At 49.3% G+C, this 22,773-nt stretch carries 20 protein-coding genes and 1 pseudogene; 1 reads left to right on the top strand and 20 read right to left on the bottom strand.

What is annotated here, in order from left to right:
- Window positions 1–6 precede the first annotated feature (6 nt).
- The 17 genes from DMN77_RS02075 to sucC form a co-directional block, all read right to left on the bottom strand.
- A complete protein-coding gene (locus tag DMN77_RS02075) occupies window positions 7–1,440 on the bottom strand; it encodes a flagellar hook-length control protein FliK (protein ID WP_179013322.1) in 1,434 nt (477 codons plus the stop codon).
- Between the two features lie 105 nt (window positions 1,441–1,545).
- Complete coding sequence (locus tag DMN77_RS02070) at window positions 1,546–2,472, bottom strand: MotE family protein (RefSeq protein ID WP_068780712.1); 927 nt, start codon at window positions 2,470–2,472, stop codon at window positions 1,546–1,548.
- 67 nt (window positions 2,473–2,539) lie between these two features.
- Window positions 2,540–2,983 carry a flagellar export protein FliJ gene (gene fliJ / locus DMN77_RS02065; RefSeq protein WP_179013321.1) on the bottom strand — a complete coding sequence of 148 codons (444 nt, stop codon included), beginning with the start codon at window positions 2,981–2,983 and terminating at the stop codon, window positions 2,540–2,542.
- Between the two features lie 11 nt (window positions 2,984–2,994).
- The gene (gene fliI, locus DMN77_RS02060) at window positions 2,995–4,314 is read right to left on the bottom strand and encodes a flagellar protein export ATPase FliI (protein ID WP_068780710.1); all 1,320 of its coding nucleotides are present in this window, start codon (window positions 4,312–4,314) and stop codon (window positions 2,995–2,997) included.
- Window positions 4,315–4,325: 11 nt separating this feature from the next.
- Entirely contained in the window at window positions 4,326–5,156 is an 831-nt protein-coding gene (locus DMN77_RS02055) for a FliH/SctL family protein (protein ID WP_179013320.1), read from the bottom strand.
- The gene (gene fliG / locus DMN77_RS02050; RefSeq protein WP_068780708.1) at window positions 5,149–6,165 is read right to left on the bottom strand and encodes a flagellar motor switch protein FliG; all 1,017 of its coding nucleotides are present in this window, start codon (window positions 6,163–6,165) and stop codon (window positions 5,149–5,151) included. Before fliG ends, DMN77_RS02055 begins: the two co-directional genes overlap by 8 nt.
- Before the next feature lie 11 nt (window positions 6,166–6,176).
- A complete protein-coding gene (gene fliF / locus DMN77_RS02045; protein ID WP_068780707.1) occupies window positions 6,177–7,769 on the bottom strand; it encodes a flagellar basal-body MS-ring/collar protein FliF in 1,593 nt (530 codons plus the stop codon).
- Window positions 7,770–7,802: 33 nt separating this feature from the next.
- Window positions 7,803–8,117 carry a flagellar hook-basal body complex protein FliE gene (gene fliE, locus DMN77_RS02040; protein ID WP_068780706.1) on the bottom strand — a complete coding sequence of 105 codons (315 nt, stop codon included), beginning with the start codon at window positions 8,115–8,117 and terminating at the stop codon, window positions 7,803–7,805.
- Between the two features lie 33 nt (window positions 8,118–8,150).
- Window positions 8,151–8,600, bottom strand: a complete 450-nt coding sequence (gene flgC, locus DMN77_RS02035; protein ID WP_068780705.1) for a flagellar basal body rod protein FlgC — start codon at window positions 8,598–8,600, stop codon at window positions 8,151–8,153.
- A 5-nt stretch (window positions 8,601–8,605) separates the two neighbouring features.
- Window positions 8,606–9,013, bottom strand: a complete 408-nt coding sequence (flgB, locus tag DMN77_RS02030; RefSeq protein ID WP_068780704.1) for a flagellar basal body rod protein FlgB — start codon at window positions 9,011–9,013, stop codon at window positions 8,606–8,608.
- A 391-nt stretch (window positions 9,014–9,404) separates the two neighbouring features.
- The gene (hslU, locus tag DMN77_RS02025) at window positions 9,405–10,811 is read right to left on the bottom strand and encodes an ATP-dependent protease ATPase subunit HslU (RefSeq protein WP_068780703.1); all 1,407 of its coding nucleotides are present in this window, start codon (window positions 10,809–10,811) and stop codon (window positions 9,405–9,407) included.
- 17 nt (window positions 10,812–10,828) lie between these two features.
- The gene (gene hslV / locus DMN77_RS02020; RefSeq protein ID WP_068780948.1) at window positions 10,829–11,371 is read right to left on the bottom strand and encodes an ATP-dependent protease subunit HslV; all 543 of its coding nucleotides are present in this window, start codon (window positions 11,369–11,371) and stop codon (window positions 10,829–10,831) included.
- A gap of 221 nt (window positions 11,372–11,592) precedes the next feature.
- A complete protein-coding gene (gene trmFO / locus DMN77_RS02015) occupies window positions 11,593–12,930 on the bottom strand; it encodes an FADH(2)-oxidizing methylenetetrahydrofolate--tRNA-(uracil(54)-C(5))-methyltransferase TrmFO (RefSeq protein WP_148466584.1) in 1,338 nt (445 codons plus the stop codon).
- A 39-nt stretch (window positions 12,931–12,969) separates the two neighbouring features.
- Entirely contained in the window at window positions 12,970–15,069 is a 2,100-nt protein-coding gene (gene topA / locus DMN77_RS02010; RefSeq protein ID WP_068780701.1) for a type I DNA topoisomerase, read from the bottom strand.
- Window positions 15,070–15,135: 66 nt separating this feature from the next.
- Window positions 15,136–16,227, bottom strand: coding sequence for a DNA-processing protein DprA (gene dprA / locus DMN77_RS02005; RefSeq protein ID WP_218652841.1), 1,092 nt, complete (start codon window positions 16,225–16,227; stop codon window positions 15,136–15,138).
- Between the two features lie 405 nt (window positions 16,228–16,632).
- The gene (sucD, locus tag DMN77_RS02000; protein ID WP_179013318.1) at window positions 16,633–17,562 is read right to left on the bottom strand and encodes a succinate--CoA ligase subunit alpha; all 930 of its coding nucleotides are present in this window, start codon (window positions 17,560–17,562) and stop codon (window positions 16,633–16,635) included.
- Between the two features lie 36 nt (window positions 17,563–17,598).
- Window positions 17,599–18,759 carry an ADP-forming succinate--CoA ligase subunit beta gene (sucC, locus tag DMN77_RS01995; protein ID WP_068780699.1) on the bottom strand — a complete coding sequence of 387 codons (1,161 nt, stop codon included), beginning with the start codon at window positions 18,757–18,759 and terminating at the stop codon, window positions 17,599–17,601.
- Between the two features lie 604 nt (window positions 18,760–19,363).
- Here sucC and DMN77_RS01990 point away from each other — a divergent pair.
- Entirely contained in the window at window positions 19,364–20,956 is a 1,593-nt protein-coding gene (locus DMN77_RS01990) for a YifB family Mg chelatase-like AAA ATPase (protein ID WP_068780946.1), read from the top strand.
- A 186-nt stretch (window positions 20,957–21,142) separates the two neighbouring features.
- Here the strand turns inward: DMN77_RS01990 and DMN77_RS01985 are convergent, their stop codons facing one another.
- The 3 genes and pseudogenes from DMN77_RS01985 to DMN77_RS01975 all read right to left on the bottom strand — a co-directional run.
- Complete coding sequence (locus DMN77_RS01985) at window positions 21,143–21,535, bottom strand: YraN family protein (protein ID WP_068780698.1); 393 nt, start codon at window positions 21,533–21,535, stop codon at window positions 21,143–21,145.
- 222 nt (window positions 21,536–21,757) lie between these two features.
- Window positions 21,758–22,066, bottom strand: coding sequence for an EscU/YscU/HrcU family type III secretion system export apparatus switch protein (locus tag DMN77_RS01980; RefSeq protein WP_068780697.1), 309 nt, complete (start codon window positions 22,064–22,066; stop codon window positions 21,758–21,760).
- Window positions 22,063–22,773, bottom strand: a pseudogene (locus DMN77_RS01975) (flagellar hook-length control protein FliK); the annotation flags it as partial. The pseudogene DMN77_RS01975 and the gene DMN77_RS01980, both read right to left, overlap by 4 nt.

Raw genomic sequence — 22,773 nt, 5'->3', positions numbered from 1 at the left:
CCTCTCTTATGCTCTCGCTACGAAGGAGCTGCCCATATTCAATTCTTTCGCTCGCACTTCGCTGATCCAGTCATTCCATTCTTCATTCAGGTCATAGACTGACAGCAATTCTTCCTCAGAGACGGTCACATCACGCCGCTTGCTTTGCTGCTGCCCGCTGCTTCCGCTGCCTGGCTGTCGTCCATCATGATACATATGCGAAGAAAGGGATGTATTCTGGGTTACCTCCAGCTTGCTTACCTGAAGCCCCTGGGCTTGCAATGCCGAACGAAGCTGTGACATCTGCGCTTCCAATGACTCCTTGGCAAAAGCGTGCTCCGTAATAAACTGTGCTACCAGTTGACCGTTCTGCATCTTAATTTGGACATCCACACTGCCGAGATGCTGAGGGTTCAAGGAAATTCTTGCTTCAGACATCCCTTGAGTCTTAATAATGTCCAGCTTATTAATCAGAAATTGGCCGACTTCTTTGCCGAAGTTCTCCACAGGAACTGGTGGTGCTTTGACCGTAAGTTGGGCCGTTCCCGCATCGCGAAGAGCAAGTTGGCCTGCAGTCATGACATGTCCCAGCTGGAAGTTGGACAGATCATCCGCCGTGTTATATCCAGAACCCGACTGCTCGGCACCTTCGAGTACGCGTCCACTCGTTATTGTTGCCTCTGCCGCAGTTAAATCAACGGCGCGTGCCAGATGAGCTGAAGGGATGACCTCATTCGCCTTGGTAACTTTACTTTGACCTGAATCTACTCGTAGACTTGTATCCGCAGCCAGCTGAGAGAGTCCATTTTCCGCTTTATTCGAGACAGTAAATCGTCCGTGCTGAGCATCTGTGCCCTTCAAGTCGCCGGTTAATCCAGCTCCCGCCAGAATACTCTTCAGAGAACCCAGTAAATTCTCAAAGGATTGAGCACCGTTGCCACTTAGGCCTGCTAACTTGGATTGCAGATTTGCAGCCGCCAGCTGAAGCAATGTATCCTGGAGCGCAAATTTTATCGTCTCCACATGTTGTGCCAGTGCAGGCACCTTGGCTTCGGTCGCAGACAATGTCTCTGTATCTTGAACAAAATCGCTGGGCTGTAACATTTGCTGGGCCTGGATCATCCAGCTCTGCAGCGCAGACAATAACGCAGGATTGTCAGCCAAGGCTTCATCCAGTTGCTCAAGCTGCTGAAGCAGGTTATCCAACATGCTGTTCAGTGCTTCCGCCTCAGGATCAACCTCAACTTCCCCGCCAGTTGCCTCGGAAGTAATACCTAGTAGAGCATTTAATTGGGTCAATAGCTGCGTTGGCTGAGTTTTACCGTCCCCTGCCATCATAGACAGCATAGCTTGGCTGAACGATTGCGCCGGGTCTACGGCAGCCGTTCCCTTACTGTTTCCGGAGGAAATGATCGAGTTCGCTTGGGTTCCGGCAAGTAGATTGGTTACTGTTTGGCTCATATTTTTTTCACCTCCTTTCAAGTGTCCACTTTTGATCACGAAGCGACGATAGCTGAAAGTTTATTCGACTTCGAATCTTGAATTCAGCCGGGCCTTCTTGAATCTTTATTTTGCTACGAGCTGATTCAAGATTTTGACCGATGCTTTCTCATCTTGCTCTGTCATCGCAGTCATAATCTTCGAGCGGGTCGAATCGTTGATTGCTCGTAAAATCTTAAGCGATTTTTCAGGGCTGATCTTGTAGGTCTGTAAAATAAGCTTGGCGGCCGAGTCCGTTGACATCGATGCGAACGTCGCGCTTAATTGAGCATCATCCAACCCTTTATTAGCAACGGTGCTGCCGGTTTCGGCTTCCTTCTTGAGTCTGGATTGCAAAGCAGCGATATTCAGATCTTCAGAAGGTTTTACATCCTTCAGTTTGATCGAGATGTCAGCCGCTTTTTGCGGGTCCATCTTCTCCAGTATCGCAACCTTGCTATCATTGCTCATGACGCTGAACATCTGCAGGGTTTCTTCCTCCGTCAGCTTGTCAAAAATCGCTGCTGCCTTACTTGGACTCATCTCCGCATAGATTTGCGACAGCTTCTTGACTTCCTTCAAGTAGTTCGCGTCTTGCTCTTCCTGGGCGGCTTTAGTCGAAACATCACGCTCTGAATTCAGAGCGTTTTGAAGCTTCTTCACCTGATCCGATTGCTCTTGAGCCTTTGAGTTTGCTTCTTGCAGCTGTGACTCTTGCTTGGCCAGTTGTTCCTTAAGCTGTTTGATTGTCGCCTCGGAGCTCTTCTCCTGCAGTTTTGTCTCCTCTTTCTTCTTTGCTTCAGGTGAGCCCTCGTCAGGAATCCAATTTTTTACGATCGGAATTTGTTTGCCGAGGTCAAACAAAGTATCCCGAAAATTCATATTGAATAGTGCCATAAGCACCGTAAGCATAACAATAAGGAATATAATCGGTGTCACGAAGAACAAAAATCGTGTGAACCCTCCGCCTGATTCCTCCAGTTGTTCGTCAAGCTCTACCTCATTTTTGGCCATTTCTATCCCCTCCTTCGTAACCCATGCCCGTTAATCCAATAGAGGCTGTTACTTGTAACACGCGTTATTAGCGGGCTTTCATGGCAAACCGGACCGTAGCCATCTCGTCCAGTTCGTGTTGTTCCCGAAGAAGCATCTCGTGCTGGAATTTCTGCTGCTCCTTTTCCTTCGCTTTAAGCCACACTTTCTCATCAAGCATTTTGCCGGTCAAATGTGTTTTTTTCTTATCAACATTGATTTCGGCACGTTTTACCTCACCGGTCTTCTGCGAAATGCACACTTCCAAGTAATCCGCATAGTACTGCAGCTCCTGCAGCTTAACGACCGAAGCCCTGTTTTCCATTTCCGACTGTATCTCAGCCAAAGTATTCGCGCGATCCAAGAAAAGCTGCTCCAAGGAACGCCGCTGTGCCTCCAGTTCGCCAACCGCAGCAGAAAGCATCCATTCAGCCTGAGTTCTCTCATTAGACTTCAAATCTACGACTTTTTGATAGACATAACGGAACCTCATCCTTGTATCTGTCACTCCCTAGTAAATTCGGAAATTAAACGCTCCTGCGCTTCTGACAATACGACCTTCTCATCCACCCTTTGCTTTGAAAAGGTCCAAATACTTTGAATATAGCTTAGCGCTTCATCAATCTCCGCATTGGAGCCTTGCTGGTAGGCGCCGATATTAATCAGATCCTCGGAATCCTTGTAGACGGCGAGCAGCCGCTTGTAATTCTCGGCGGCATCGTTCTGTTCCCTGGACACAATGTCCTTCATTACACGACTGATGCTTGCCAAGATGTCTATGGCCGGGAAATGTCCCCGATTAGCAATGTTGCGGTTCAAGACAATATGTCCGTCGAGAATCCCACGCACGGCATCCGCTATCGGTTCATTCATATCGTCCCCATCAACCAGCACGGTGTAAAAAGCCGTAATCGAACCAACCGGTCCGGTCCCTGCACGCTCCATAAGCTTGGGAAGTGCAGCGAACACCGACGGTGTATAACCACGCATCGCCGGAGGTTCGCCGACGGCCAACCCGACTTCACGAAGCGCCATCGCGTAACGTGTGACAGAGTCCATCATGAGCATTACATTCAGCCCACGGTCGCGGAAATACTCCGCGATCGTCGTCGCGATTAACGCCCCCTTCATCCGGATGAGTGCCGGCTGGTCGGACGTTGCTACGACAACAACCGAACGCTCCAACCCTTCCGGCCCGAGATCGCGTTCGATAAAGTCCCTCACCTCGCGGCCCCGTTCCCCGATCAGTGCAATTACGTTAACATCCGCTGAAGTATTGCGGGCAATCATGCCCATCAGCGTACTTTTCCCGACCCCTGAACCAGCGAAGATACCGACGCGCTGGCCTTTGCCGATGGTAAGCAATCCATCGATCGCTCTAACACCGATGCTAATGGGCTCCTCGACTCGAGGACGATTCATCGGATTGATCGGCTTGGCGAAAGTGGAATAATGACCTAGTCTGGAAGGCAATAGCGATTCATCAAGCGGCTGCCCCAGTCCATCCAACACCTTGCCTAGCAGTTCAGAACCGACCTGCACCGTGAGCGGCTTCCCTGTCCCAACTACGTCACAGCCGGGGCCGATAGCTTGCAATTCTCCTAGCGGCATCAACAGCACCTTATTGTCGCGGAATCCAACAACTTCAGCCATCAGCGGCTGGGAGGATTTATTCGGATATATGTAACAGACATCGCCGATGCTTGCGTCCGGACCCTCGGACTCAATCATCAGGCCGATGACTTGTGTGACTTTGCCATTAACACGCACAGGATCAAGTTGTCTCAGATGCTCGATATAACGCGAAGGATTAATGGTTGTCATTTTTTCGTCCCCTATTCCTCTGTCTGCAGCGAGATACGCAGCAATTCCTTCTTAATCTCCGCAAGCTGGGTATCGATTCTGGCATCGATGCTGCCGTAGGCGGATCGTATAACGCAACCCCGATCCTTCACAGTCGGGTCAGGCAGGATCTGGAGTTCAGCCTGTGAATCGATCGCTAGCGTCAGTTCTTCTCTCGCAGCTTGTACGAAGGAGAACTGGGCAGGGGCTACGCATAGCGTAATCTCCCCTTGTTCTCTTTTCCGAGCCAAGCTGCTCCTAATCAGATCCACCGTATATGATGGTTCAAGCGCCAACTGCTTGTCGATAATCTTCTCGGCAATCGCACAGCTTAACTCGACCAGAAAAGGCTCGGATTCTTGGATGATCCGCTCTTTCTCCACATAGGCTTGCTGCAGAACCGTACTCGCTTCATACATCATCTCATCAATCTTTGTCTTCAGTTCTTGCTCAGCCTGCAGTTTGCCTTCCTCATACCCCTGGCTGAAGCCCTCCGACTTAATAGCCTCGACAAGATGTTCATCCTGTTCTCGCTTCTCCTGCCACCAAGCTTCAATCTGTTCGCGAGCTTCAGCCAACAGTTTCTCTGCCTCTTCCGAAGCAGCCCTGACTTGCTGTTCAGCAAAATCCTTGGCATCGGCCAGCATTTGCCGTCTGGCTTCCTCCGCTGCTAAATCCGCTTCTGAAACAACATCTGCTTGGACGGTTGGGGCCGCCTCATCCTCAGGCACTTCGCCCTCAGGATTAGCGTAGGTTTTAGCTAAATCCAGCTGCTTAAGAACATCTACCGGAACGTACTGCGACACCTTAATCAGATTAGACAATGATGTCATCTCCTCCGCCGCGGGCGATAATGATCTCACCGGCTTCTTCCAGTCTGCGGATAGTAGCTACGATACGAGTCTGAGCTTCTTCCACGTCACGCAGCCGTACTGGCCCCATATATTCCATTTCTTCCTTGAATGTATCGGACATCCGCTTGGACATGTTGCGAAATACCGCTTCGCGCACTTCTTCGCTTGCCACTTTGAGCGCCAACTGCAGATCGGCATTTTCGATATCGCGGATAATCCGCTGAATCGAACGATTGTCGATATTGACGATATCCTCGAATACGAACATGCGCTTCTTGATTTCCTCGGCAAGTTCCGGATCCTGTATCTCCAGGGAATCGAGAATCGTCCTCTCTGTACCGCGGTCGACGCCATTCAAGATCTGAACGATCGACTCTATGCCGCCAGCGCTCGTATAATCCTGAGTCACCGTTGCCGACAGCTTCTGCTCCAGCACACGCTCTACTTGAGATATTACCTCTGGCGATGTACTATCCATCATTGCAATCCGGCGAGCGACTTCAGCTTGCTTCTCCTGTGGAAGGGAAGACAATATAGAAGCTGCTTGCTCAAACTGCAAGTATGACAATACCAAAGCAATAGTCTGTGCATTTTCATTTTGAATAAAGTTAAGAATTTGATTCGGATCTGCTTTACGAGCGAAATCAAATGGCCTTACTTGCAAAGTAGCCGTTAACCTATTGAGAATATCCTGCGCCCTGCTCTCGCCAAGCGCCTTCTCCAGAATCTCCTTAGCATAAGTGATACCGCCTTGTGAAATGTATTCCTGAGCCAGGCAGATCTGGTGAAACTCAGTCATAATCATTTCTTTCTCGGCGCTGTCAACCTTGCGTACATTTGCGATTTCAAGCGTAAGTTGTTCAATCTCTTCCTCACGCAGATGCTTGAAAATTTCCGCGGACACTTCTGGTCCGAGAGTAATTAACAGAATTGCCGCTTTTTGCCTTCCGGTAAGCACCGTAGGATTTCCTTTTGACAATGCGTTCACCTCTATTCGTCAGCCAGCCATGTGCGAAGCAAGTTGACAAATTCATCCGGCTTCTTCTTGGCCAGTGTCTCAAGTTGTTTGCGCACTTGGTTCTCGTTCGTGACTGATTCCAAATTAATGGAAGGAAACTCCGGTGTAAGCGGCATTGGAATTTCTTCTTCCTCGATCTCTTGATTTCTGCCCCGGCGGACAACCAGGAAAATAATCCCGGCAATCGCCAGCAGTGCAGCGGCTCCGACTCCCCATACAAGCGGGCTTGACAGGCTCAGGCCAGAAGTGCTTTGCTCAGTTCCATGAAATGGTTGCGAATAGACAGCAACTTTTCGTTGTAGTTCAGCGTCTGTATATGTAGTACCGGAATCTGCAAGATATGAACCTACGATATTAGCCAGAATAGTCTGGATCGCGGATTCAGTAGCAGGGTCTAAAGCCTGTTGTCCGTTCGGGGGTTCAACCACCGCGTTAATGGTTAAATCCTTCACCACATAAGGACTGGCAACAATATCCTTTGTAATATGATTCACTTCATAATTTATCGTCGATGACGACTCTTCTGAAGAAGAACCGTTACCTGTCCCACCAGATGGATACCCCGGGACATCCTGCTCACCGGTTCCAGCTATACCACCTACGCCATCAGCTTGGCCTGTATAGCTCTTTTGAATTTTTTGGGCGCTGATTTCGATGCCCTTCATATTCTCTGTATCTACTGGAGTTACTAGATTATCCTTCTGAGTAACCTGATCGAAGTTAAGGGTAGAGGCTACCAGCACTTCGACCTTTTCCGGTCCGGTTAGCTTGGACAGGAACTGCTTGACACTCTGGCGCACATCGCTCTCGAATTTCTTCTGCAGAGCCATATTTTCCTGAACAGCCGTTGTAAGCGAAGCGATCTTGCCTCCGCTCCCCCCTTCTCCCGAAGCAAGCAGCACGTTATCATCGCTGGAGGACAAGGAGATGTTCTCGATCGGCAGATTAGGCACCGACGTCTTGATTAGATTGAAATAACCATCGATTGCTTCCTGTGTCGGGCGATAACCCGGCTTGAAACTAACAACTACGGAAGCGGAAGCCTTTTCCTGCTCGGAAGGACTGGCGAATACGTTTTCCGCTGGCAGATTGATCAGCACTTTCGCATTATTAACGCCCTTCATGCTCTTCAGCAGTTGCTCTACCTCGCCATTCAGTGCTTTTTTGTACTTCACACTGAATTCATTATCCGTCATCCCGATCAACGAAGAGTTCTCGTTGAAGGATTCCAGCCCGATCGACCCGTTCTGAACGATCCCTTGTGAGCCGATATCGACCTTCACTCTAGCTACATTCTTACTGGGCACCGAAATGCTCGAACCATCCGCGCTCAATTTGTACGGAACACCGCTTGATTCCAAATAAGTAATAATACCCGCTGCATCCGAGGAATCCAAATTCGTAAAAGCGACATCATATTCCGTTTTAGAAAATTGAACCGTAAGCAGAATAATCGCCAGCAATATTATTGAAACTGTAGAAATTAACAACGTTTTTTGTTTCTTGCTGAAACGGTTCCAGTAACCCGTTAATGTGTCCCGGTACTGGGCAATTCTCTCATTCACGACGTCACCTCATCCAAAGCTTGCTAGTTTTCATTAAATTTGCGTACGCATGATTTCTTGATATGCCTCAATCACTTTATTCCGCACTTGCGTAGTTAATTGCAAACTTAACAAGGCCTGCTCCGAGGCGATCATTACCTGATCGGCATTTACTTCACCGACCAGGAACTTGTCGTTCAATATCTGAACATTCTGTTCTTGCGCGGCTACATTATCGAGAGCATCCGACAAGAACGAGCCAAAGCTCTTCATGGCTTCCGCAGGGGTCTTCCCCTTAGCTTCCGCTGTACTGTACTGCTCGACTCCTTCCAAAGGCTTTACAGTATTAAAATTCATGCTTTGTATCAACGACCAACACTCCTTAAGTCAAAATAAAAGATGCTATTTGCCGATTTGCAATGCCTTGGTAATCATCGCTTTACTCGCATTCAGTGCTGTTACATTGGCCTCATAAGATCTGGTTGCCGAGATCATATCTACCATTTCTTTGAGAATATCCACGTTCGGCATATATACATATCCTTCGTTATCCGCATCGGGATGAGTCGGATTATAGACCGGCTTGAAAGGTGCGCTGTCCTCCCTAATCTCCGTAACCTTAACCCCCTGAGCTTTATCTGTGCCGTCTAACGCTGTATTCAGGGCTTGTCCAAAGGTTTGCTGCTTAGGCTCCAGCACAACCATTTTTCTTCGATAGGGCACCGCCTTGCCATCAACCACCCCAGCTCTTGTCGTCTCTGCGTTCGCAATATTCGATGATATAACGTCCATTCTAAGACGCTGCGCCGTTAGAGCGGAAGAACTAATACTAAAGCTATCGCTGATCTTCAACCCCGTTATCTCCCTTCAACCGCATTTCGCTTCATTTTAATCTGGTAATTAATTTGCTCTATGTAGGTGTTATATCTCAATTGATTCTCGGCAAGCTGTGACATTTCGCTATCAATATCGACATTATTCATGTTGTTGTTCATGGCTGTCGTCCTGTCTGTAGTTACCACAGGCTCAGGCATACCTGAGGGAGGACCTATGACAAAGTGCCTATTATTGGTACGAATGCCCTGCAAAGCTGGCATATCTCCTTCACTTGCTTGCTGTAGCAAACTCTCAAATGATACATTTGAACGTTTGAAATAAGGGGTATCTTCGTTAGCTATATTGTTAGCCAGCACACTTTGGCGCATATTAGCGGCCTGTACTGCTGACTCAATCCGAGCAAACCCTATTCCGTTCAACAGTTGCATTATTTCGCCCCCTTTGTTATTTCGCATATTTTCCTTAAATGTACGTATTCAACATTCAGATGGCTTTCCCTCTTTTTTCGACATTTTTTTTGATAATTATTTATCAATTCATGTAGGTTTGTAGAAAAAAACATCTTCATGTCATATAACATAAGTTTCTAGGAGAATCGATTTTATTACAATAAGAAAAAAGCACTATCTTTGAAATAATTGGCTTTGAATTTGACAATATTTTAAAATTTTACTAGTTTTTCGAGAAATATCGACAGTAACTAGTCTTATAGAATCCCTCTATTACTCCTTTAGAGAATAAAAAAAGGCCGTTTCCCCCTAATAATACTGGGTCTAACGGCCTTTTTATACGGGTCAAGTCTTATATGTCAATGGAAAATTAAAGAATATATTGGCTTAAATCTCGATCTTTCACAATATCTCCTAATTTGCTGCTAACATATTCCGGTGTAATCGTCATTCGGTCAAGTGTCAATTCCGGCGCTTCGAAAGACAGATCTTCAAGCAGCTTCTCCAGAATCGTGTGAAGTCTTCTCGCCCCGATGTTCTCCGTATTAGAATTCACATTAGCTGCAATCGCAGCGATCTCCCGGATAGCCTCATCTGAGAAATCAATCTCGATATTCTCCGTACGCAGCAAATCTGCGTACTGCTTCGTAAGGGCATTCTTCGGTTCGGTCAAAATGGATACGAAATCGTCCAGCGTCAGACTATCCAGTTCAACCCGGATTGGGAATCGTCCCTGCAGTTCCGGAATCAAATCCGATGGCTTGGCGATATGGAAAGCCCCGGCGGCGATAAAGAGAACATAATCGGTCTTCACAGGGCCATATTTGGTCATAATCGTGGAACCCTCAACGATAGGCAGAATATCGCGTTGCACCCCTTCCCGAGATACATCCGGCCCCGAGCCTTGCCCCCGGCTTGCTACCTTGTCGATCTCATCGATAAAAATAATGCCTGACTGTTCGGCCCTGCGGATAGCCTCCTGGGTCAGATCATCATGATCAATCAACTTAGCCGCTTCTTCCTGAGTAAGCACTTTTCTGGCTTCCTTGATCGTCAGCTTTCTTCGTTTGGTCCGATGCGGCAGCAGGTTGCCAAACATCTCCTGCATATTCATGCCCATCTGATCGTTGCCTTGGCCAGCGAACATATCGAACATGTTAGGCGTATTGTCCTCTACATCGATCTCAACGATATCGTCCTCCATTTGACCCGCTAACAGCTTGAAGCGTACTTGACGACGCTTCTCATTCAATTCACTGCTATCCTCTTCTTGAGGTTCTGATCCTGAGGAAGAGTTCTGATTGGCATTTCCAAACAACATCTCGAATGGGTTGCGTACCCCCTTCGACTTATGAGTGGACGGAACAAGAATCTGGACAAGTCTTTCATTCGCCAGTTCCTCAGCCTTATCCTTCACCTGCTCTGTGCGCTCAGCTTTGACCGTACGAATAGCAACCTCCACCAGGTCGCGGACCATGGATTCAACATCCCGACCGACATAGCCTACCTCTGTAAACTTCGTCGCCTCAACCTTGACGAATGGAGCACCTACCAGCTTGGCGAGGCGGCGAGCGATCTCGGTCTTGCCGACTCCAGTAGGTCCGATCATAAGAATGTTTTTAGGTACGATCTCGTCCTGTACCTCATCGCTGAGCAAGCTGCGGCGATAGCGATTGCGAAGCGCAACTGCAACGGATTTCTTGGCTTGCTTCTGTCCGACAATATATTTATCCAACTCGATTACGATTTGCCGTGGTGTTAAATTCTGATTATTCATCCAAGATCCCTCCCGCATCAAAGTTCTTCAACGATAATATTATTGTTCGTAAATACGCAAATTTCCGATGCGACCAGCAGCGATTCGCGTACAATATCCTTTGCCTCCATATGCGCGGCATTGCGTTTTAGAGCACGGGCAGCAGATAGGGCATAATTCCCCCCGGAGCCGATCGCTAAAATATCATCGTCCGGCTCGATCACTTCTCCGCCGCCGGAGATCATAAGCATCCCGGTTTTGTCCATAACGATCAGAAGAGCCTCCAGCTTGCGCAGCACGCGATCCTGACGCCATTCCTTGGCCAGCTCAACCGCAGCTCTCTGCAAATTCCCCTGGTGCTCTTCCAGTTTACCCTCGAACTTCTCAAACAAGGTTATTGCATCCGCAACTGAACCGGCAAAACCCGCCAGCACCTGTCCTCTATATAATCTACGGACCTTCTTGGCGGTCTGCTTCATAATGACACTCTCGCCAAGCGTGACTTGGCCATCACCGGCAATTGCTCCCTTTCCGTTGTGACGAACGGCACAAATTGTTGTAGCATGAAAAGTAGGAACCATGAACAACCGCATCCTTCCATCTGATAATTATAGCACCCGTCTACCTCCTCCAATCCAGGCCGACGAAAAGCCCGGAGCCTATGGAGGACATAGACGGGTGCCGCTATGTCCGCTATGCAATACGATATAGGATCTCTCTAGGGCTGGTTCGAAAAAAATCCATCCTAAAGTAAATCTTATGTCGTATCTCTATGATATATCACGACAAGGCCAGAGTCTAATTATGCCATTCCTTCAGCCGCAATAAAGGAGCGGAGACTGTCCAGCGCACGCTGTGCCAACGCTTCATTCTTCTCGGCCTTCTTCCGATACCTTGTATCCAGCTTAGGGAACAGCCCGAAATTCGCATTCATCGGCTGGAAATGTTCAAAGTCCGCCGTTGTAATATACCGGGCCATACTGCCTAGCGCTGTATCTTCAGGCAGGACGATGCCTTCCTGGCCGAGAGCGACTCTCGCTGCGTTGATGCCGGCAAGGAGACCCGAAGCTGCGGATTCTACATATCCCTCCACACCGGTCATTTGCCCGGCAAAAAAGAGCGTTCTGCGTTCCTTCAGTTGATAGGTTGGAAGCATCAAACGAGGTGAGTTGATAAATGTGTTGCGATGCATGACGCCGTAACGGACAAACTCCGCATTTTCCAAACCAGGTATCATCGAGAAGACGCGCTTTTGCTCGCCCCATTTAAGGTGAGTCTGGAAGCCAACCATGTTATAGAGCGTTCCGGCAGCGTTATCCTGTCTAAGCTGTACGACAGCATGGGGGAGCGTACCCGTATGCGGGTTCACGAGCCCTACTGGCTTCATCGGACCAAATAACGCGGTCTGCTTGCCGCGGCGCATCATGATTTCAATCGGCATACAGCCTTCAAAATACACTTCCTTCTCGAACTCCTTAAGCTGAGCAACTTCGGCGGTGATAAGCGCTTCATAGAATGCATCAAATTCCTGTTCTGTCATCGGACAGTTCAAATAGGCGGCCTCTCCCTTATCATAACGGGAAGCAAGGTATACCTTGTTCATATCGATCGATTCTTTCTCAATGATCGGCGCAGCCGCATCGTAGAAATAGAAGTAATCCTCTCCCGTCAACGCCTTGATCTGCTCGGAGAGAGCCGGCGAAGTTAGAGGGCCTGTAGCGATGACTACGACCCCCTCTTGCGGAATCTCTGTGATTTCTTCGTTCACAACCTCAATCAGCGGATGCTCGCGTAAAGTGTTCGTAATCTCCCCGGAGAAGCCGTCGCGGTCCACAGCCAGCGCTCCGCCGGCAGGAACTGCATTATGATCAGCCGATCCGAGCACGAGCGAATTCAGCATCCTCATTTCTTCCTTCAATACCCCTACAGCGTTCGTAAGCCCATTCGCTCGCAGCGAGTTGCTGCATACGAGTTCGGCAAATTTATCGGTATGATGCGCCGGTGTCTTAACCACCGGACGCATCTCATACAAAGTAACAGGCACCCCACGGCTGGCGATTTGCCACGCCGCTTCGCTTCCGGCCAACCCGGCGCCGATGACGGTTACTCTACTAGAATCTGTCAACTTAAATCCCCCCAGAATTCGCTGCTGTAAATGTCTTATTAGAATTGTATGGTCTTATTCGCCCGCAGCGTCTTCGTTCTCCTCAATCGCCTGTACAAAATCACAAGCGGTGCATTGCAGCTTCCCGCCCTGCTTATTGCGCTTCTCGATGAGGAGCGATCCACATTTAGGGCAAGGGATTGGCGATGGCCTATCCCAGGATACAAAATCGCACTCCGGATAACGGTCGCAGCCGTAGAACACTCTGCCCTTTTTACTGCGGCGCTCAACAATATGCCCTTCCTTACATTTCGGACAGGCTACTCCGATGTCCTTGATGATCGGTTTCGTATTGCGGCAATCCGGGAATCCAGAGCAGGCGAGAAACTTGCCGAATCTGCCCAATTTGTAGACCATCGGTCTTCCGCACTTATCGCAGATTTCATCGGAGACCTCATCTTCGATCTCGATCTCCTTCATCTCTTTCTCCGCAACTTCCAGCCGCTTCTCAAACGGCCCATAGAACTCGCTCAGGACGCGAACCCAGTCTTCAGTGCCTTCCTCGACATGGTCAAGATCTTCCTCCATATGGGCGGTAAATTCAACGTTGAGAATTTCCGGGAAGAACTGTTCCATTTGCTCGAGAACCAGCTCCCCCAATTCGGTCGGGATGAACTTCTTATCTTCAATCGCCACATACCCACGCTTCTGAATCGTCTCCAAGGTCGGCGCATACGTACTCGGGCGTCCAATGCCAAGCTCTTCAAGCGTCTTAACCAGACGTGCTTCGCTATATCGCGGAGGCGGCTGAGTGAAGTGCTGCTTCGGATCAATCGTTTCCTTCTTCAGCACATCGCCAGTCTTCAGCGGAGGCAGGAACTTATTGTCTTCCGTTGTTCCGTCATCGTTACCTTCCACATAGACCTTCATGAAACCCGGGAAGCGGATCTTCGAGCCAACGGCCCGGAAAGTCACTTCACCCGCAGGGATATCAACGGACATCGTATCCAGCACCGCAGAAGACATCTGACTAGCCATAAATCGTTCCCAAATCAGTTTATATAAGCGGAACTGATCACGGCTCATAAATGACTTCACAGATTCCGGGTCGCGTAGTGCCGAGGTAGGACGAATCGCTTCATGGGCATCCTGCGCTCCGGCCGCCTTCTTCGAATATTGCCGCGGAGCTTCCGGAGCGTAGTTCTCTCCGTACTTATCCACGATATATTCCTTGGCTTCCTCCTGTGCCGAAGCAGCAATCCGCGTCGAATCTGTACGCATATAAGTAATTAGACCAACTGTGCCCTCTTTGCCTAAATCAACGCCTTCATATAATTGCTGGGCAACAGACATCGTCTTAGCCGCACGGAAATTCAACTTGCGGGCCGCTTCCTGCTGCAGGGAACTCGTCGTAAACGGCGCAGCCGGATGACGAAGACGCTCCTTCTCCTTCACTTCACCAACCTTGAACTCGGCGCCTTCCAGCGCTTTGAGAATCTCTTCGACCTGCTGCTCATTCGCAAGCTCAAGCTTCTCTCCGCGGTATTTATAGAACTTCGCCTCAAATTCAATGTCCCCGATTTTCAGGACAGCTGTAATTGTCCAATATTCCTCCGGGACAAAGGCCGAGATTTCATTTTCGCGGTCCAAAATAATCTTTACAGCTACCGATTGTACACGGCCAGCGGATAACCCCTTCTTAACCTTCTTCCACAATAACGGACTAATCTTATAACCAACCAGACGGTCGAGAATTCGTCTCGCCTGCTGGGCATTGACCAGATCCATATTGATCTTGCGCGGCGTTTTAAAGGCATCCTTAACCGCCTGCTTCGTAATCTCATTGAATACAACGCGGCAGGCCTTCGAGGCATCTACATCAAGCACGTGGGCAAGATGCCAGGCAATCGCTTCCCCTTCGCGATCGGGGTCAGCCGCCAGATAAATATTTTTTACTTTTTTGCTCGCATCTTTTAATTCCTTCAGTACTGAACCTTTTCCACGGATGGTTATATATTTGGGATTGAAGTCATTTTCCACGTCAACCCCGGTTTGGCTTTTCGGCAAATCGCGAACATGCCCCATAGAAGCCTTCACGATGTATTTGCTGCCCAAATATTTTCCGATCGTCTTCGCCTTTGCAGGCGACTCCACGATAACGAGAGAATCAGCCACAGATCCATCCTCCTCTCAACAATTGTATATAGTCATATGTTCAAGCCACTCTTCGATAGGAATGGACTATATAATCTTATAAACAGAACCCGGCAGCTGGACCGCCGCTTTTTTCATGATTAAAGATAACAGAACTGAATGTAAAAGTCCAAAATCCCATGACGTTTGCAGCAGTAAATCGTCAAAATGATTTATCCCCTGCTGCAACATATCGTAAATGCGCTGCTCCTCATCTGTCAACTCACAAACTTCTGATACCCTCTTCGTAGTCACACGCGAGTAAGATAAAAAAGCCTGATATTCCTCCAAAATATCGTCCACATCCGTGACCATTTTCGCCCCTTGTTTGAGCAATTCCAACGTCCCCCGGCTTTTCGGGGAGGTGATTGGGCCGGGCACTGCAAATACATCCCGATCCTCCTCAAGTGCAGCATCTGCTGTAATCAGCGATCCGCTGCGGGCGTCCGCCTCGACAACGACTGTGCCCCGGGAAATCCCGGCAATGATCCGGTTGCGCTGCGGGAACATGCCCGGATGTCCCTTCATGCCCATCGGGTATTCCGAAATGATCAATCCGGACTCGGCGATTCTACGGTATAAGGAGTTATGTTCAGGCGGGTAAGCGATATCGATCGCGGTTCCCAATACGGCGATGGTTCTTCCGCCGCAGTTAAGCGCGGCTTCATGACATGCCCCGTCAATGCCACGCGCCATGCCGCTGACAACGGTGATCCCTCTATCACATAATCCTTCCGTTAACCCTGCGGCTACTTTTCGTCCGTAAGCCGTGGGAAGCCGCGTGCCAACAATCGCTACAGATAAAGCGGATAACAGCCTCATATTTCCAATTGTGTATAAAACCCAGGGGGGCCGAACCGTTTCCTTCATTAATAGTGGGTATTTCTCATCGTAAATAGTTACCGGTCTAATCCGTTTACGCTTCATGCGCTCTAGTCTTTCTTCTACCCAATCCAAGGTGAATTGCTGGCTCATCCACAACGCCAATTCCGCTTCAAGTCCTCTTTCCAACCAATCAGCTGCGTTAAACTGATAAGCGTGCTGCCAATCGCTATCTCTCTTAACGATTTCCTCTATCCGCCTCCACCCGAGACCATTCACTTCATGCAATGCGATCAATACTTCATTTCTATCCACCATTCGTTCCTCCCATTCATCCTCAATAAGTTTCGTGAACGACAAAAAAGCAACCCCCTGCCATTTGGCCCAGAAGGTTGCTTACCTTAAACTAACTAAAATATACCAATATAAACTTGCTTAAAGTATTATAGCAAATCAAATAAAGGAACGCCAGAAGGCCCGCCGAATAAGCTCTTCTCTTAACTACGTGATCAAAAGCGTGCTTTTTGAATTACCTCCCAAATCAAAGATTCAAAAAGGTCGGTTTTCAGCACCGAGAAGGTTGAATGAAGCCAGGGACTGAGGAGCGCAGCGTACGTTGTGGGTACGTGAGCACCGGAAGGCCCGGCTGAATTCAAGATTCGATGTCGAATAAGCTCTCCTCTTAACTACGTGATCAAAAGCGTCCTTTTTGAATTACCTCTCTTAATGTGTCGTGCACATGCCTAATAATCCGCGCTCTTCAAGCACCCCAACCAAGGTTGCCCCCATCTCGGATGGAGTCGGAGCGACCTTAATGCCGCATTGCTCCAGCTTCGCGATCTTTTCTTTGGCCGTACCTTTGCCGCCTGAAATAATTGCACCCGCATGGCCCATTCTCTTGCCTGGAGGCGCAGTAACCCCACCGATGAAGCCGACGACAGGCTTCGTCATATTCTCAGCGATCCATTCCGCCGCTTCCTCTTCAGCCGTTCCGCCAATCTCGCCGATCATAATTACCGCATGGGTATTATCATCTTCATTAAACCGGCGCAAAATATCGATAAATTCCGAGCCTTTAACCGGATCGCCACCGATACCAACAGCACTGGATTGCCCGATGCCGCGTGTTGTTAACTGATGAACCGCTTCATAGGTAAGCGTACCGCTGCGCGATACAACGCCCACATGGCCTGGCAGATGAATATAACCCGGCATAATCCCGATCTTGCATTCTCCCGGCGTAATTACTCCCGGACAGTTTGGCCCGATCAGTACCGTCTTCTTGCCTTCCATGTAACGTTTCACCTTGACCATATCGAGCACCGGAATGCCTTCCGTGATACAAATGACGAGCTCCAGCTCCGCTTCCACCGCTTCAAGGATCGAATCCGCGGCAAAGGCCGGCGGTACGTAGATAACACTCGCCGTTGCACCGGTCGCTTCCTTCGCCTCTCTTACTGTATTAAACACCGGCAAGCTCGCCGTTTGTCCGTTCTCCAGCTCAATCTCGACCGTAGTGCCTCCCTTGCCCGGGGATGTGCCGCCCACCATTTGCGTCCCGTAGTTCAAGGCGCCCTTGGCATGGAACAACGCAGTCTTGCCCGTGATCCCCTGGGTGATAACCTTTGTATTCTTATCGATTAAAATACTCATACTTCAAGCCTCCCCTTTATGGATAAGGTGATTACATTACGATACGAGCGCAACGATCTTCTGAGCGCCGTCTGCCATCGAATCCGCCGATACGATCGTTAAGTCGGATTCGGCCAGAATACGCTTGCCCAGCTCTACATTCGTTCCTTCCAGACGTACCACCAACGGACGATCCAGTCCGACCTGATGTGCCGCTTCTACGATCCCCGCTGCAATAACGTCGCATTTCATAATTCCACCAAAAATATTAACAAAAATGCCCTTTACATTATCGTCCGACAGAATAATCTTAAAGGCTTCGGTTACTTTTTCAGCCGTCGCTCCGCCCCCAACATCAAGGAAGTTGGCAGGATCGCCGCCGTAATATTTAATGATGTCCATCGTCGCCATAGCAAGACCTGCTCCATTAACCATGCAGCCGATATTTCCGTCGAGAGCAATATAGCTAAGATCGTACTTGGAGGCTTCGATCTCCTTCTCGTTCTCTTCTTCCAAATCGCGCAAAGCAAGGATATCCTTATGACGGAACAGGGCATTGGCATCAAAATTCAATTTAGCGTCCAACGCCATTACATTGCCGTCACCGGTAACTACCAGCGGATTGATCTCCGCGATCGAGCAGTCCTTGTCGACAAATGCCGTATAAAGAGCCATCATGAATTGAACCGCCTTATTCACCAGTTCATTAGGTATGTGAATCGCGTAAGCCAGTCTGCGCGCCTGATAGGTCTGTAGGCCCAACGCAGGATCAACTACCTCTTTGAAGATTTTCTCCGGAGTTGCTGCGGCGACCTCTTCGATCTCCGTACCGCCTTCTTCCGACGCCATCATTACGACGCTGCCGGTTCCACGGTCGACAACAACGCCTATGTAATACTCTTTCTTAATGTCGCAACCTTCTTCGATCAACAAGCGTTTGACCTCTTTGCCTTCCGGGCCAGTCTGATGCGTTACCAGTACCTTGCCGAGAATTTCCTGTGCATAAGTCCGCACTTCTTCCAGATTCTTCGCGACTTTAACGCCACCAGCTTTGCCGCGTCCGCCAGCATGGATCTGCGCCTTCACAACGACAACCGGGCTGTCCAGTGCAGCCGCTGCCTCTACAGCTTCCTCCACCGTAAACGCAACTTGTCCCTTCGGAACGGCGACTCCATACTGCTTCAGCACTTCTTTTCCTTGATATTCATGGATATTCATACTTTAGAATCCTCCTATCAACAGGCGGTATTAGAAGTTGTTCCATAACCCGAAGTAACGAACCTCACAGGTATGGTCAAATCGTTGAAACCCCAACCATTGTATCATGTTTTTGAAACGCTTTCCTTAAAAAGTTCATGATTTATACACAACTTTTTTATATCAATTTGATCTCATTTTGAGATAAATCAACCCACTATTTAAAGTGACGCACCTTCTTTCATCTCACCGCCGAAAATCGCCATTTTATTTTAGAATATTTATATATTCGACTTTTTCACTTCCAAGCAGTATTAGCGAATCACATCCAGGCTTATGAAATACATCGCGAAATGAGATGAATTCCTAGTCTATCATGATAATCAACCCGATAAAATGATGTGATGTTTTTTATTGTTATTCATCAAAGCTTGACAATCTCAAAAGAAACTTCTACGATACGATCAAAGCATAATCAGGAAAATATGGAAGCACCTTTTTTCCCTCGATTTGGCTCCATTGCCAGGCAACTGGTGTCAAATGAAGGTTCGTAAAAGTCGAGTAAATCACTCAGCTTACGACTGAACCTCCTAATTATGGAAATGAGGTGTTTTTCGTTATGTCCATGTACGGAAAGCTTTACAGCGCTTGTCTTTACGGGATTGATGGGGTATTGATTGAGGTGGAAGTCGATCTGTCCGGTGGGATTCCTCAAGTAAATCTGGTCGGATTGCCGGATTCCGCCGTGCGCGAAGCTGTGGAAAGAGTACGCTCAGCCATAAAAAACTGCGGCTACACCTTTCCACTGCAACGAGTCACTATAAATCTTGCGCCAGCCGATCTGCGCAAAGCAGGCAGCGCCTTCGATCTCGCCATCGCACTCGGACTCTTGGCAGCAAGCGAGCAAATTCGGCTGCCGGAGGGCGAACGCCTGCTTATCCTCGGAGAGCTCTCGCTCGATGGCACGCTTCGCCCGATTCCCGGAGTGTTGGCTATGGTTGATCTGGCGATGAAACGAGGCTTCACCTCGGTACTAGTACCAATAGAGAATGCCCCGGAAGCAATGCTGCTGGATGGAGTTCATGTCTATGGGCTAAGACATTTAAAGCAGCTTGCTCCAGAGGAGATATCCCATAAAAAGGGCACAGCAACAGCACCCCCCTTGTATTTGACCACACTCTCTCATTTACAGATCCATCAAGATCACCCGATAGCGACCGAGGAGCCCGTCCTGTTCCCGCCATCTGCCGAGGATTATAGCGATGTGCTTGGACAGCAACATGTCAAGCGGGCGCTGATGATCGCAGCGGCAGGCATGCATAATATCGTCCTGATCGGTCCTCCAGGTACCGGCAAGACAATGCTCATTCGCAGACTGCCCACAATTCTCCCTCCGCTATCCCAAGAGGAAGCTCTGGAAGTTACAAAGATTTACAGCTCGGCTGGCAAATTAAAAGGGAGTGGGAGCGGCTTAATGCGCGTACGTCCTTTTCGTTCACCTCACCACACCATTTCAGGGGCTGGGCTGATTGGCGGCGGCAGCATACCGAAGCCGGGAGAGGTCAGTCTTGCTCATCACGGCGTCTTATTCCTGGATGAGCTGCCCGAATTTTCACGGGGTGTACTGGAGGTGCTGCGCCAACCGTTGGAGGAGCGCGTCGTCTCGATCAGCAGATCACGGGCTTCCTTTACTTTTCCAGCACGATTTTTGTTAGCGGCTTCTTTGAATCCGTGCCCCTGCGGATTTTTAGGATCTGAACCACCGCTTCCTCCATGTACCTGCAGCCCGGCCAGGATCGCTCAGTATCGTGAGAAGATATCCGGCCCACTGCTTGACCGGATTGATATGCATGTTGAAGTGCCGCGTCCAGCCAATTGGCAAAGCGATGTACAGCCTTTATCTTCAATTAAGATGCGTGCTGCCGTTGAGAGAGCCGAAGCGATTCAACTTAATCGTTACCGTAATGACACATTCACCCGCAACAGTGAATTATCCGGCCGGATGCTTCGCAAGTTCGCTCCCCTTGACACAGAAGCGGGCCGTTTACTAGAAGCTTCATTCGAAACGCTTGGGCTCAGCATGCGTGCCTATGATCGGATTATTAAGCTGGCCCGTACGATCGCCGATCTCGAGGGCGTGGATCGAATTACTTCCGCCCATATCGCCGAGGCGATCCAATATCGACAGTTAGATCGGCGCAAAGTTGAGATTCTGTAAATCAAAAAGGCCTCCATTTCCACGGTCCATTGTGGTTCTGGAAAGCCTTTCATTGATTAGGGAGCAAGATCGTTGGTAGCGGAAAATTCTAGGTTAAGAGGCAACAGACATATATTATTCGTCGCTTATCACTTATCTTGGATAAACCTCGTTCGCAATTTCTAATGACCCCGGCGTCTTTCTATATTAAAAGGCAGCTTTTAAATGCTCTAACTGTGGCTCGCCATCTCCAGGGTACAAAACTGTAATCACATCAAAGCGGACTGTAGCTGTCTGTTTATCGGCTTGCAGTAAGTAGACGGCAGCGGTATCACGCACCTTGCGAATTTTGCGCGGAGTGATGGACTCGGAGGGAAAACCGTAGGCTAGCGCGTAGCCACTGCGGCTGCGTACCTCGACAATAACAATCTGCTCCTCCTTGGTCACAATTAAATCCAATTCTCCCGTCCGGCAGCGCCAATTTCTGGCCAAGATCCTATATCCCTGATTTTGCAAATATAGAGCGGCCATATTTTCCGCCTGCCTGCCACGAATTTGGCGTTCATCTGTACCCGTTCTTTCGTTTCTCAGATTACCCATATGTAACGACCCCTTCATAACTTCTATAGCAAAGTATACATGGACTATGGGATATAAAGGCTATAACTACACTTAAATCCAATATAAGTTATGAATGGATATCTGGCAAATGGTTTATGCAAACCATCGTTAACGATAACAGTCATCAACAGAACCCGGATCAACAGACAGATCTACTATGAAAAATTCAAGCGCCGTGAATTTGCTTCACGGCGCCCTGGATTATTCATAATACCATTCTTCCTCAGCTTGCTTGTCGGAACGGTAAATGAAAGTGAGTATTTCCGCTACCAGATTATAAAGCTCTGGCGGGATTTGTTGGTCCAAATCAAGCTTGGATAACACTTCCACTAGCGCTGGGTCCTCCTGAACCGGAATCCCATGCTCCTTGGCCGTCTCCAGGATACGCTCCGCCAGCAGCCCCCTGCCTTTGGCGGCTACGATCGGTGCATCGCCTTTGGACGGTTCATATTTCAAAGCGACAGCCTTCTTCATAGAAAGCGGAAGCTCCTGGGATTTCTCCTCACTCATACACGGTAGTCCACCCCTCTATATGAGCTGGGCGCGTAAGCTTGTGACATTGTTAAATCATTGGCTCCGTCCTCTTCAACAGCTTTGAACAACGGTTCTGCGTGCAAAGCTAACAAGCGGTATCCCGCCGAATCCAATGCAGCTTCCACCTCATCCTGGCGGGACTCAAGAAAGGCTCCGGCAAGTTCATTCTCACTATAGATCTTGAGCAGCACCTTCTTGTCTGCCACCTGTACATCGACCATAATTTGGCCAAGCGCCTTCATTTGCAAATCGAACCATAGCCGGCAATTGTCAGCATCAAGTAGCCCTTTGCGGCCACGCCTTGATTCGATATGCACGGACGCCGTCTGTTCGCCATCCGGCCCGATAAAGGGCAGAAATAGCGTGACTTGTGCGAACGGAGCCGTACGGTCCGTCGTAAGCAATAGCTGCTGCCCGGTCAATTGGCTGGCTAGCTGCCGGGCGGTGTCCAGCAGCGGTGCTGGAGCGTCGTCCCGCGACAGCACCTGCATCAGCAGCCCCTTCAGCGTATCGCTGACGATGAGGGGGCTGCTCTTGGACGCAGCCAGAGCTTCCGGCTGCGCCGGCCCCGCGGCAGCCCCGGCGGCTTGCGCGCCGCCGGGCACTGCCCCGTCCGCGCCGCTATGCGGCAGCGCGGGCCCCTCCTGCGGCGCGGCCATAGGCCCGCTGCCGCCAGCCCCGCC

It is taken from the genome of Paenibacillus sp. 79R4 (assembly GCF_013393165.1).
Lineage (GTDB): Bacteria > Bacillota > Bacilli > Paenibacillales > Paenibacillaceae > Fontibacillus.
Note: the sequence above shows the minus strand (reverse complement) of the source record. Positions and strands in the feature narration are given on the sequence as shown.